At 37.4% G+C, this 12,358-nt stretch carries 10 protein-coding genes; 5 read left to right on the forward strand and 5 right to left on the reverse strand.

Annotation, left to right across the window (positions count from 1 at the left end):
- Complete coding sequence (locus BLW28_RS05590; protein WP_073218607.1) at nucleotides 1-1,968, forward strand: DUF3857 domain-containing protein; 1,968 nt, start codon at nucleotides 1-3, stop codon at nucleotides 1,966-1,968.
- Between the two features lie 79 nt (nucleotides 1,969-2,047).
- On the opposite strand, the gene rsmG is transcribed toward BLW28_RS05590, so the two are convergent.
- The gene (rsmG, locus tag BLW28_RS05595; RefSeq protein WP_073218610.1) at nucleotides 2,048-2,677 is read right to left on the reverse strand and encodes a 16S rRNA (guanine(527)-N(7))-methyltransferase RsmG; all 630 of its coding nucleotides are present in this window, start codon (nucleotides 2,675-2,677) and stop codon (nucleotides 2,048-2,050) included.
- A 125-nt stretch (nucleotides 2,678-2,802) separates the two neighbouring features.
- Here rsmG and BLW28_RS05600 point away from each other — a divergent pair, with 125 nt between their 5' ends.
- Nucleotides 2,803-3,903 (forward strand): fatty acid desaturase family protein, encoded by a 1,101-nt coding sequence (locus BLW28_RS05600; protein ID WP_083540718.1) that lies wholly within the window; start codon nucleotides 2,803-2,805, stop codon nucleotides 3,901-3,903.
- Nucleotides 3,904-3,908: 5 nt separating this feature from the next.
- Nucleotides 3,909-5,099: a pyridoxal phosphate-dependent aminotransferase gene (locus BLW28_RS05605; RefSeq protein ID WP_073218616.1), complete on the forward strand. Its 1,191-nt coding sequence runs from the start codon at nucleotides 3,909-3,911 to the stop codon at nucleotides 5,097-5,099.
- 94 nt (nucleotides 5,100-5,193) lie between these two features.
- Here BLW28_RS05605 and BLW28_RS05610 read toward each other — a convergent pair whose 3' ends face one another.
- The 3 genes from BLW28_RS05610 to trkA all read right to left on the reverse strand — a co-directional run bounded on the left by BLW28_RS05610 (nucleotide 5,194) and on the right by trkA (nucleotide 9,897).
- Nucleotides 5,194-6,897 (reverse strand): T9SS type A sorting domain-containing protein, encoded by a 1,704-nt coding sequence (locus BLW28_RS05610; protein WP_073218618.1) that lies wholly within the window; start codon nucleotides 6,895-6,897, stop codon nucleotides 5,194-5,196.
- A 144-nt stretch (nucleotides 6,898-7,041) separates the two neighbouring features.
- Nucleotides 7,042-8,547, reverse strand: a complete 1,506-nt coding sequence (locus tag BLW28_RS05615) for a TrkH family potassium uptake protein (protein ID WP_073218621.1) — start codon at nucleotides 8,545-8,547, stop codon at nucleotides 7,042-7,044.
- Nucleotides 8,548-9,897: a Trk system potassium transporter TrkA gene (gene trkA / locus BLW28_RS05620; RefSeq protein ID WP_073218624.1), complete on the reverse strand. Its 1,350-nt coding sequence runs from the start codon at nucleotides 9,895-9,897 to the stop codon at nucleotides 8,548-8,550.
- Between the two features lie 276 nt (nucleotides 9,898-10,173).
- Here trkA and ubiE point away from each other — a divergent pair, with 276 nt between their 5' ends.
- Together ubiE and porT are read left to right on the forward strand one after the other, a co-directional pair.
- Nucleotides 10,174-10,905, forward strand: a complete 732-nt coding sequence (ubiE, locus tag BLW28_RS05625) for a bifunctional demethylmenaquinone methyltransferase/2-methoxy-6-polyprenyl-1,4-benzoquinol methylase UbiE (RefSeq protein WP_073218627.1) — start codon at nucleotides 10,174-10,176, stop codon at nucleotides 10,903-10,905.
- Between the two features lie 4 nt (nucleotides 10,906-10,909).
- Nucleotides 10,910-11,620, forward strand: coding sequence for a type IX secretion/gliding motility protein PorT/SprT (gene porT, locus BLW28_RS05630; RefSeq protein ID WP_073218630.1), 711 nt, complete (start codon nucleotides 10,910-10,912; stop codon nucleotides 11,618-11,620).
- Here porT and BLW28_RS05635 read toward each other — a convergent pair.
- On the reverse strand, nucleotides 11,607-12,335 hold the full coding sequence (locus tag BLW28_RS05635) for an RNA methyltransferase (protein ID WP_073218633.1): 729 nt from the start codon (nucleotides 12,333-12,335) through the stop codon (nucleotides 11,607-11,609). The two genes, porT and BLW28_RS05635, sit on opposite strands and share 14 nt — an antisense overlap.
- Nucleotides 12,336-12,358: the final 23 nt, after the last annotated feature.

Genomic DNA, 12,358 nt, shown 5'->3' on the forward strand with positions numbered 1-12,358 from the left:
ATGCATATCAAAATCTTTCTCATAATTGCTTTCATTTTCTTATTTCAAAATATGAACGCTCAAGAAACGTATATTCACACATTTGGAGAACCGCTTCAGGAAGAATATGCACTCAATAAGTACACCCCAGATCTTGAAGCTAGTGGAGTTGTTCTTTATGAAAGAGGAAATTATACAATAGATGCAGTTGGAGATTATATTAGAATTATTAAGCATGTTCATGTAAAAATGAAAGTGTTCAACGCCAAAGACTTTAAACACGCTACCATTAAAATCCCTTATTATCTTGGAGACAAGTTGCAGGAAAACGTAACAAACATTAAAGCCATTACTCACAACGGAAAAACCAAAGAGTTTGTATCCCAAAATGCGGTTTTTGACGCAGAAGAAAGTCAATATTGGTCCCAGAAAAAATTTGCATTTCCGAATGTTCGGGATGGGAGTATTTTAGAATATTCGTATCAAATAGAAAGTCCATATTTCGCAATGTTTGGCGGCTGGGAATTTATGAACCCTCTCCCAACTATATATTCTGAACTTCACACAGAAATCCCGGGAAACTTCAACTATAACCGCACACTTTATGGCAATCGGGAACTTGATGTAAATAAAGCCGAAATCAAAAAAGATTGCTTTCACCTTCCTGGCTTTCGAGTGCCTGGCGACTGTGAATCGGCTACTTATGTAATGAAGAACGTACCCGCTTTTACTGAAGAAAAATATATGCTCGCACCAAGTAATTATATGCCTGCCTTAAAATATGAATTGGTCGAAATCATCGACTTAAACGAAAGCAGGGACACCTATGCCAAGACCTGGAAAGATGTAGACCGAAGGTTTAAAAACGACAAAGATCTTGGACGTCAACTCAAGTACTCCGAGTTTTTTAAAGGAAAATTACCTCAAGACATTCTTACCATTTCTGATGACATAGAACGCGCAACTGCCGTTTATCACTTTATTCAGAAAAACATGAATTGGAACAAAAAAGTTAGAATATTTAGTGATATTCGGGTAAAAGAAGCCTTTGAAGAAGGAGTTGGTAATAGTTCAGAAATAAATTTAGCACTCATCAATTCCCTTGAAGCCGCCGGCCTAGACGCAAAAATAATGATGATAGCAACTCGCGATGTAGCGCTGCCATCAAAACAATACCCTATTTTAACCGATTTTAATTATGCCATCGTGTTCTTACAAATAAATAATCAAAAATTTATCTTAGACGCTACCGACAAATACACCCCGTTTGGAGTATTGCCAATGCGCGATCTAAATGTGGAAGGTCGGGTTTTAGATTTCAAAAAAGGAAGTTATTGGGAACCGATCACTCCAATTGCTAAAAACTTACACTATGTAAATATGCAACTGACAGCCGATAGTCAAGGAATTTTTAAAGGTAAAATAAATGAAGTCTCTACGGGTTATATTTCCGTAGGCAAACGAAAAGAGAATAATGATTATAGTAAGGAAGAAAACACCAAAAGAAAGCAACAGAAAAACGAAGGATTAAATATCTCAGACTTAACAATTGAAAATGCTAAAGACCTGGAACTTCCGTATAAAGAAAGTTATAACATTTCACTACACGAACAAGTAGTTGCCGACCAACTTTTTGTTTATCCGTTTTTAATGCAAACTTATTTTACTGAAAACCCATTCTTAAAAGAAAGTCGTAAATATCCGATTGACTTTGGATTTCCTGTAATTAATAATTACCTAATTTCGATAGATGTAAAAGACCAGTACGAAATTTTAAGTGCACCCGAAAACAAACTGATGCGATTACCGAATAACGATGGAGAACTTTCTGTTGTTTATGACGTATCAGGAACTAAAATAAACATTAGACTTAGCCTAAAACTCAATAATCACAGCTTCCCCACAGGTGCCTACCAATCGTTACGTGAGTTTTTTACTGAATTAATCAAAATACAATCCGAAGAACCCATTACCCTAAAGAAGATTTAAAACTAAAAAGGAATTTGGTTATTACCTGAAGCCTATAAGCTATTTCCAGTTAACAACCACTGAATACAGAAAACTGATTCTATCCTTTGAACTTTAATGGCAAATGAACCACACTTTTGGTTTCATAAAAATCTTCTTCAAAATATTCATTTAACGGATATATAACCGCATTGCGATAAATTTTCAATTCTTCAGTTAAATCGCCTCCCTTTAAATAGAGAATTCCGTTTTTCTTTTCGTGAAGACTCTTTTTAGCCACTTTTCCATTCACCCAATGTACAAAAGTCTCCATTTGAGCAACGGCGCGACTAACGATAAAATCGTATTTTCCTGAAACGTTTTCAACCCGATCATTAGTAGCTTTTACGTTTTTTAGCTGTAAACCTTCAACAACCTCCGCCACTACTTTAATTTTCTTCCCAATACTGTCTACCAAATGAAACTGCACTTCTGGATAAAGAATAGCAAGAGGGATTCCTGGAAAACCACCACCCGTACCAACGTCCAATATTTTGGAGCCTGGAAGGAAAGACTGAATCTTTGCTATGCCTAAGGAATGCAGGACATGCCGAAGATACAGCTCATCGATATCCTTTCGAGATACTACATTTATTTTAATGTTCCAATCTTCATATAACTTTTGTAACAGCTCAAATTGCGCCTTCTGTTCAGCAGTTAATTCGGGGAAATATTTTAATATCAGTTCCATAATATAATTTAAGAGACGAAAGTATGGTATCTTTGTCAAAATTATAGATTTGGATTCTAAGATTTCACCAAAAGTTGATTAATTTTATGACCGCTACAGAATCAAACCTAAGACAATAAATTATTTTGACATATACCAAATTAAACTTCTCCAGAACGGACAGCGCAAAGTTCTTTAGAACACTCAACAAGCGCGTTAACGAGTACTTTAAAGAAAACAATTTATCCAAAACTGGAAATTGGAAGCTTCACCTTAAAACCATCGTGATGTTTTCATTATACCTTACCCCCTATTTTCTACTACTTACTTTAGATGTTCCAGGCTGGGCTCAGTTATTATTTACCATAATCATGGGCGTAGGAATGGCTGGCGTAGGCATGAATGTAATGCACGATGCCAATCACGGCTCCTATTCTTCCAAAAAATGGATTAATAAAATTATGGGAAGCAGTATGTATATTCTGGCTGGAAATGTCTATAACTGGCAAGTACAACACAATGTGCTTCACCACACTTACACAAACATTCAAGGTCACGACGAAGATTTAGAAGCAGGTCGTGTACTTCGGTTTTCACAACATTCAAAATGGCACCGATTTCACAAATTTCAACACTATTACAGTGTTCTACTTTACGGCCTACTAACGTTTAATTGGGTGCTTACAACTGATTTTTTCCAAACTAAAAGATATTTAGCTCGGAAGCTTTCGTATGGCGAATTTCCAAATCCCGTTAAACAATGGAGTATCTTGGTAATAACCAAAATTATTTATATTTCACTTTGGATTGTGATTCCTATCTTGTTTTTCAATATTGTTTGGTGGAAGATTCTTATTGGGTTTTTCATAATGCATTATGTGGCTGGACTTATTTTAAGCATTGTTTTTCAACTAGCACACGTTGTTGGGGACACCGAAATTATGATGCCCGACGAAAGCGGCACTATGAAAAATACCTGGGCAATACATCAACTGTTCACCACAACGAACTTTGCAACTAAAAACAAAATTGTAAATTGGTACACTGGTGGCCTAAACCATCAAGTAGCTCACCATATTTTTCCGAATATTTGCCATATTCACTATAATAATATTACGGAGATCATAAAAAATACAACTAAAGAATTCGATCTACCTTATAAAGAATACGAAACTACTCGTAAGGCTATCATCGCCCATTTCAAACATTTAAGAGAAATGGGAGTAAAACCAGCGGTAACCGCATAATCATTATGGACAACAGACTTTCAAAACGTGTGAACGAGATGGAAACCTCGGCCACCTTGGCTATGGCTGCCAAAACAAGAGAATTAAAGGATCAAGGTGTTGATATAATCGGCCTTAGCCTTGGCGAACCAGACTTTACGGTTCCTGAATATATTAAAGAAGCTGCAATTCAGGCAATCAAAGATGATTTTCATGCCTATACCCCTGTTGATGGGTATGCAGATCTTAAACAGGCTATTATCACCAAATTTAAGAGAGACAACAATCTTAGCTACAAACCATCACAAATTGTAGTGTCAACTGGTGCAAAACAATCACTTGCTAACCTGACCATGGTTTTATTGAATGAAGGAGACGAAGTATTGCTTCCTGCACCGTATTGGGTAAGTTATGCTGACCAATGTAAAGTTGCAGGTGGAATTCCAAAAGAAATACCTACCTCAATAGAAACCGACTTTAAAGTAACTGCTGAAGCTTTGGAAGCAGCAATTACTCCAAAAACGAAATTGATATTATACAGTTCGCCTTGTAATCCAAGTGGGTCTGTTTACAGCAGAAAAGAACTTCGGAAGCTTGCCGACGTTTTAGTGAAATATCCAGACGTTATCGTTATTAGCGATGAAATTTACGAACACATAAACTTCACAGGAAAACATGCTTCTATGGCTGAATTTGAAGACATGTATGATCGTACTGTTGTTGTGAATGGCGTTTCTAAGGCCTTTGCAATGACAGGATGGCGAATTGGCTACATAGGCGGTCCAGAATGGATTGCTCGTGCCTGCAACAAAATGCAAGGACAAGTAACCAGCGGCACCAACTGTATTGCACAAAGAGCTGCAATTACGGCTTTGGAAAACCCACCGAGCAAAATCAAGTTTATGGTGGATGCTTTTAAAGAAAGAAGAAGAATTATCCTTGACTTACTTTCAGATATAAAGGGTATTAAAACAAACGAGCCAGAAGGAGCTTTTTATGTTTTCCCTGATGTTTCCTACTTCTTCGGAAAAACATTACGCGGAAAACACATTAACACTGCATCCGATTTTTCATTGTATCTTTTAGAAGAAGCCCGGGTAGCTACCGTTACTGGTGAAGCCTTTGGAGACCCAAATTGCATCCGACTATCGTATGCTGCTTCTGAAAAGGAAATACGAGAAGCAATTAAGCGGATAAAGGAAGCTTTGGAGGAATAACACCGAAGAATTGAGTTTAAGAAATAGAAAACCGCCTCAAGATTTATTCTTTTGGCGGTTTTGTCGTTAAGCGGAAGAATTCGCCATCTAACCTTTATCTCTTAATAATTTTCTGCAACTGAATCTCATCCTCAGTAATAGCGTGCAATAGGTAAGTTCCTGGCATCAACCCAGACAAATCTAGAGTCGTATGTTTTTCGTTTTTAAATTTAGTTGTCAGGATTAATTTTCCCACAATGTCATAAATTTTAACTTCCTTGATTTCTTTAGTAGCATTAATTGTAAGGAGGCCATTTGTAGGGTTTGGCCATACAACAAATTGTCCTTCATTTTGTTCGGGAATGCTTAATCGCGGAGGTCCAAATCTTACGATGATGTCGCTATAATCACTTCCATTTGGGTTAAGGGTTTCCTTAAATGCGCCTGGGGTTGTGATACCTTCATTGTACGAATAACCTGTGAATACGAAAGAGTCAGCAGAAACCAGTGCTTGCCCACCACCATCCGTGAGTGCTCCACCGAAATAGGTTCCCCATACTATTTCCCCATTACGATTGTATTTGGTTACAAAGGCATCGTGATCGCCAACGGTAATTGTGCTCTTATTTGCATCTGGTGTAGCCAACCCAGAAAGATTGGTAATTCCTGATAGATAAAGATTGCCATACGCGTCGACATTCATTGAGGTACCAATTTGCGATGACACGATTGACGGATCCTTTATTCCTGCGTAGGTACTCCATACCACATTTCCATCAGCATCCATACTTGTAAGAAACATAGAGCCACTACCGCCAATAGATTCCTGCTGTGCTCCCGGGGTTGCAATATCCGTTGCGCTTGCGGTATAGCCACAGAAATAAACCCTGTCGCCATAGGTTGAAATAGTTAAAGGTTTAATATTGCTTTCGTTGAGGCTTCCGCCAAAATAAGTTCCCCAAAGCCTATCGCCTTCCAAAGAAAATTTTGCGATAAAGTTATCGATATCTACACCCGTACTTTCTTTATGGCTTCCTGTAGTACCGTAATAATTTCCTTCCTCAAAACTCATATCTATTCCCATTACATACACTCCTGTTTCACCGACAGCTAAAGATCTAAGAAACCCATTTTTATGTTCACCATAATAACTGGCCCAAACCTTATTACCTTGAGCGTCAATTTTGGCAATAAACCCGCTCCTAAAGGTATCGGTCACAATATTTTCTGGTTGAAACGTATGAGGTGTACTCAAACCAGAACGACTTGTACTATACCCAACAACAAATATCTCGTCATCATTATTTACATCAATTACATCAACAGAATCTTCCGCATCCCCACCTACGTAAGTACTCCACAAAACCTCTCCATCTAAGGTGAGTTTTGAAACAAAGCCATCGCTATTGCCTACCAAGTTATTATTGAAGTTTAACATACTATCCGTACTCGAAATCTTTCCTCCAAGATAAATATGGTTGTTGACTATCTTGATGCTATTAGCGTGTTCAGGGTCACTTCCGCCGTAATACTTAAACCATAAGAGTTCGCCAAACGTATTGAATTTAGCAATATAGGCGTCCTGCATTCCGTGGTAATTATACAAAGGGTCGTTATTAGGAAACGCTTCACACGAGTCGACAACCCCTCCAGCGAGATATATATTCTGCTCATCATCTATAGCGGAAGCTGCTATGGAAAGGTTATTTCCTTCAGGACAATAAAAAAAAGTTGCCCAGTCCAGATCATAATTAAATGGCTCGGTTTGTGAAAAAGTGAAGGTGGAACATAATAAGGCGAAGAGGAGAAGGTTTTTCATTGTAAAGAATTTAAAATTCGACCAATTTAGTAGTTTTTTGATACTGGATCTAAGATACTTAAAAAGCCCAATATTACCACAAATGCATATTCTTTCTCAACAACACCCTTCCAAAGTCTATTCTACGATAAGTTAAAGCTTTAGCTATCTATTTCTCCAGAAAAAAGGAGTCAGGAGGATAAGGACGGTGAATAGTTCTAATCTTCCAATGAGCATCAAGAAACTAGACCACCATTTTGCGGCGCTTGGCAAATTGGCATACGTATCTACTGGACCTAGGTTTCCTAATCCAGGACCTATATTCCCTAAAGTTGAAGCAGCACCACCCAAGGCCGTTTTAAAATCCAGTCCTAACCAAGAAAACACAAGTGTTCCAATAATAAATGAAAGCATGTAAAGGATAAAGAATCCAAGAATATTAAACACAATAGGTTGCGGCACCGCTTTAGTGTTATACCGCACTGGCAAAATGGCGTGAGGATGCAGCGTACGCTTAAATTCGAGCACACCATTTTTAATCATTATTAAATGGCGCATTACTTTTATTCCTCCCGATGTAGAACCCGCACTTCCACCCAGAAACATCATTCCGAAAAAGAAAATAGTTAAAAACGGAGTCCACATAGTGTAATCTGCACTTATAAAACCTGTTGTTGTTATTAACGATACCACCTGAAACAAGGCATGCCTGAACGCGCTTTCTGCAGGACCCCAAACCATTGGATGCGCGATACTCGAAGCCGAAACGTCTGCTTCAAAATAAATTAGCAAAGCTGCAATTGTAGTTAATCCAACCACAAACAGACCATACATTTTAAATTCTTCGTCTTTAAAAATTTTCTGAAACTTTCTCTTGAAGGCAAAATAGCTCAGAACAAAATTAGTTCCTGCTAAAAACATGAATAAAATAAGTATATATTGAATCATCGGTTTATCATTCCAATAAGCAACGCTGGCGTTTTTTGTTGAAAAGCCGCCTGTACCTAACGTTGATAATGAATGATTAATCGCATCAAAAAAACTCATTCCAGCCATTTTCAACAAGATGGTTTCAGCCAAGGTGTACCCTACGTAAATAAGCCATAATCTTTTAGCAGTATCTGTTATTCGTGGGTGTAGTTTATCTCCGCTTGGCCCGGGAGCTTCTGCTGCAAAAAGCTGCATCCCTCCTATTCCCAAAAGTGGTAAAATTGCAATTGCCAATACTATAATTCCCATTCCGCCAATCCAATGAGTAATGCTTCTCCAAAATAGAATTCCGTTGGGAAGACTCTCAATATCTGTCAAAATAGTTGCTCCCGTGGTCGAGTAACCACTCATGGTTTCAAAAAATGCATTGGTAAAATTTGGAATGGCTCCAGTAAAAATATAGGGAAGCGTGCCAATAAGCGCCATAAAAACCCAACCAAAAGTAACTATAATATATCCTTCCCTTTTTTGAATTTCTTTACGATGATTTCGAGTAAGAAACATAATAATTCCACCTGATCCAATAGCAACGGTACCGGCTAGGATTATTTGCCCTAAAACGTCTTCATCATAAAACCAACTAAAAACGGCCGCGAGCATCATAAAAACGCCATTCACCATAAATAGAAGACCCATTAAATGGGATATAATCCTAAAGTTGATTTTAGAAAGTGCGGTCATTTATATAAAAAGCTTTTCTACCTTAACAATAGATTGCGGAAGGCAGCAAACCACGACCCTATCTCCAGCTTGAATTTCAAAATCGCCTAAGGCAATAATACCTTCTCCATTTCTTACAATTCCTCCAATTATAGCCGAAGTAGGAAAATTGAGATTACGAATTTTCTTATTGCAAACTTTAGAATTTGGAGCCACACGAAACTCTAAAAGTTCTGCGTTCATATTGTTTAGTTTGGTCATCGCCACAACTTCCCCCCTACGTACAAAACGAAATATATTATTAGCAGCAAGTAATTTTTTATTAATTAAGGTATCAATTCCGATAGAATGTGAAAGTTGAAAATAATCCATATTTTCCACCAATGCGATCGTTTTTTTTACTCCTTTGGATTTGGCAACCAAGCAAGACATAATATTTGTTTCACTATTACCTGTAACGGCAATAAAAGCGTCCATTTCCTCGATTGATTCTTCTTCCAATAAATCTACATTTCGCCCATCACCATTAATTACCAAACATTTCGGAATATCATCAGCTATTTCAAACGCCTTGTCCTTACCGCTTTCTATTAATTTTACATTAAAATTACTAACACAAAGATCTTTCGCCGTTTTATACCCTATCTTACTTCCGCCAAGAATCATAACGTTTTTGATTTCTTGCTTAACTTTTCCTGTTAGTTTAACTATCTGGTCTACCCCATTCTTTACTGTCGTAAAATACACCTGATCCCCTTCTTTAAATTCGGTATTACCCCGAGGAATCAAGGTTAATTGAGTGCCTTTTCGCTGCATGGCGAGCGGTACGTACTTTAAATTTGGATACATTCCTGCAACTTCCTTTACTGTTTTTCCTACAAAAGCCGAGTTTTTTGAAAGGTTTAGACCAATCATAGTTAAGGCGCCATCTTCAAACTCATACGTGTCGTTAAAAGCACTTTGATTGAGCAATAATTCAATTTCATTTGAAGCCAATGATTCTGGCGAAATAAGTTCATCTATCCCAAATTTGGTAAAACCTACCTCATCCTTTTTATCGATAAATTCAGTATTGGAAATTCTTGCAATAGTACGTTTTGCGCCCAATTGCTTCGCCAACACACAAACTGTAATATTTGTTGTTTCGCTAGAAGTTACAGCTATTAACAAATCTGTTTCATCTACTCGGGCATCTTTTAAAACAGAGATTGACGTGGCGTCGCCTCGAACTACCCGAATATCTAAATGTGAATCGGCGTGAGCCAAAAAATCTCGATTCGGATCTATAAGAGTTATGTTTTGAAGCTCGTATGAAAGAAGTTTCGCAAGGTGAAATCCAACTTCCCCAGCACCTGCAATGATGATTTTCATCGATAGTTATTTTGATTAAAATCGGTTCAATAAATAAAGCTGTCGAAATTGCCATTATTTAACTGAACAAAAGTGTGCGCAAAGATAACTAATTTATAAGCGTTAAATTGAATACTAATCGGAAGGATTCTCGTTACACCAACCACTTATTATATAACAAAAAATAAAAAACATCTTTTTAGATTCCGAAAGGAAATAAATCATTTTGAATGAAAGGAAACTTTTCTAAATACCTAATCACCTCTTAAAAATTATGTAATTTTGCAGGCGAAATTTATGAAAAAGAAAGTTACACCATACAAAAGTTCCTCGGAAGGAAAAAAGAAGCAGGTAGAACAGATGTTCGACACTATTTCTGAAAACTACGATGGAATGAATCGAGTCATTTCACTAGGTACAGATGTCTCTTGGCGCAAAAAGGTTATTAAACTTGCTGCTGAAAAAAAACCAAAAAACATCTTAGACATTGCTACCGGAACAGGCGATTTGGCTATACAATTTGCTGAAAACACAGAAGCAGATAGAATTATCGGTCTTGACCTATCAGACGGAATGCTATCAATGGCACGCAAAAAAGTTGCAGGAAAACCTATCTCCAAGAAAATAGAATTTATTCAAGGAGATTCTGAAGCTCTTCCGTTTGAAGATAATTTTTTTGACGCCATTACTGTTTCATTTGGAATACGAAATTTTGAAAATTTAGAAAAAGGCCTTTCAGAAATATTCAGAGTGCTTCGAAAAGACGGTATTTTTGTAATTCTAGAAACATCGGTTCCTACCAAGTTTCCTTTCAAACAAGGCTATTATGTGCACACCAAATATGTTTTGCCATTTTTGGGCAGAATGTTTTCGAAAGACAAAGTTGCTTATCAATATTTGAGCGAAAGCGCCTCTGTTTTTCCTTTTGGACAAGAGCTCAACAATATTTTACGCAAAATCGGGTTTAAGGAAGTGGATAATAAGCCACAAACTTTTGGTGTTGCAACCATTTACACGGCTACCAAATAATTTTATGAAGAAACTATTTTTTGTCTTTGCGCTTTTATTTGCAGCAAATAGTGTTCAAGCACAATGGTTTTTTAATCGTGAACGCTTGGCGAACCTCGAAAACTTTGATCAAAAACGCTTTACTTGGGGATATTTCCTAGGATTCAACTCCTATGATTTCAAGATAGATTATAAAAATCAATATGCCGATAACAACACCGACATAGAGGTTAAGACTTCTCCGGGCTTTAACGTTGGTCTTGTGGGCGATATGCGGATCAATGAATATATGAACCTTCGCCTTGAGCCAGGTTTATATTTTACACAGCGCGATCTTACATTTCCTGGGTTTGAAGAGCCTCGAGATCGTTTGCGTGAAGTAAAATCTACCTATATCCATGTGCCGTTGCTATTAAAAATATCAACCAAAAGGTTAAACAACATAAAACCTTTTATAGTTGGAGGTATTTCTAAATCGATCAACCTTTCTAGTGAACAGGACAACCCAGACGACAACCGAAGTGGAAAATTCAGGATGACGAGTGGCACTAATTATTACGAATTAGGATTTGGAATAGACTTTTACCTGTACTTCTTTAAATTTACGCCTTCGATCCGCGGTGTTTTTGCACTTAGTGACGAATTGGTTCCCGACGACGGCCCTAATAGCCCTTGGACTGGAAACATCGATAAATTATCCTCACGGGGTGTGTTTATAAACTTTACTTTTCAGTAGATCTTCTAAATTCATTCAGTAAAATAGCTGTAGCAGTAGCGACATTCAGACTCTCGGTTTTTTGATTATTTCCGAAACGCGGAATGCTAATCCTGCGGGTTATTTTTTCCGCAATTTCTTCTGAAATCCCATTTGCCTCATTACCCATAACCACTATTCCGTCATCAGGAAAAGGTTCGGAATAGATACTATTTCCATCCATAAATCCACCGAATACAGGTAGTTTCGTTTTTTCTAAAAATTTTGAAAGTGAAAGATATTTAATTTGCACTCTTGCCAATGATCCCATAGTTGCTTGAACCACCTTTGGGTTGTAGCAATCCACCGTATCTTCCGAGCAAATCAGTTGTTGCACACCAAACCAATCGCAAAGTCGAATTATTGTTCCTAAATTGCCTGGATCTCGAATTGCATCTAAAGCAACGATTAAACCAGAATCTTGATAAGCCACTTGTTCGGGAATTTCGAAAACAGCTGTACAGACATTAGCTGATTTAAGAAAACTAATTTTTTTAAGTTCCGCGTCGGTAACCAAAAAATGATTTTCTGAACTAACTTGGGAGGCATCGGTGGTAAAAAACCATTTCAGAAATAGACCTTCGTCCAACAGTTCCCGAACCACTTTAGGGCCTTCTGCAACAAAAAGTCCGGACTTATCCCGGTATTTTTTTTGACTTAGGCTGGATATTAATTTTGTTTGGCTATTGCTTACCAAAATATAGTATTTTTGAATCAGTT

The sequence above is a fragment of the Aequorivita viscosa genome (assembly GCF_900106795.1).
GTDB lineage: Bacteria > Bacteroidota > Bacteroidia > Flavobacteriales > Flavobacteriaceae > Aequorivita > Aequorivita viscosa.